This window comes from Protofrankia sp. CiP1_Cm_nod3 (assembly GCF_982290655.1).
In genome coordinates, this window is record NZ_CEVIVD010000044.1 from 9426 (window position 1) to 10171 (window position 746).

Below are 746 nucleotides of genomic sequence, written 5' to 3' on the forward strand. Positions count from 1 at the left end.
CGAGCGGCTCGCCGAGGCGGTGCGGCCCGGCGGCGACGCCGTGTTCGTGCTGTACGGCATCGGGACGGACGACGTCTTCGTCAGCCGTGACTACCAGGAGCGCGGCATCGAGGAGGCGTTGTGGGAGGAACTGCGAGCCGGGGGCTTCGACCGGGTCGCCTTCTGCTCGGCTCGTGACTCCTTGTACTTCCGCGACGCGGACTCGGCGGGCTACACCAACCGGGCACGTTCCGGCCGCCGGCACCCGAGGCCCGCGCGGACGCCGGACGGGCCCGCGTCGGACGGGCCCGCGTCGGACGGGCCCGCGTCGGACGGGCCCGCGTCGGACGGACCCGCGTCGGACGGACCGGCGCCGGACGGACCGGCGCCGGACGCTGGGGCAGGCCGGGCCGGTGGGATGCGGTACTTCTCCGGGCCGCAGGGGCGGCGGATGCAGCTACGCTCCCCGGCGTCGGTGAGTGGCGTCGCGGATAGTGACGGGCCGCTATCAGGTGCCGCCGCCGACTACGAGGCGCGGCCGGCGGCGGCGGTGGGCGCGCCGCGCCGCCGGACGGGGATGCGTGACACGTTCCTCATCCAGATGCTTGAGCACTACATGACCCAGGACGAGGTCCGCACGGCCGTGGCCGTGGTACGGGCGGACCAGTTCCTCGCCCATGTCGGCGAGCGCCGTGCGTTCTCCGAGGCGCTCGGCAGGTGGATCACCGGCCCGCGCACGGGCAACGTCTGTCTGCTGCTGTTCCACT

The 746-nt window shown here is 74.5% G+C and carries 1 pseudogene; it reads left to right on the forward strand.

From position 1 onward, the window contains the following. Positions 1-746 (forward strand): annotated as a pseudogene (locus tag AC5LUJ_RS11005) (hypothetical protein); the annotation flags it as partial.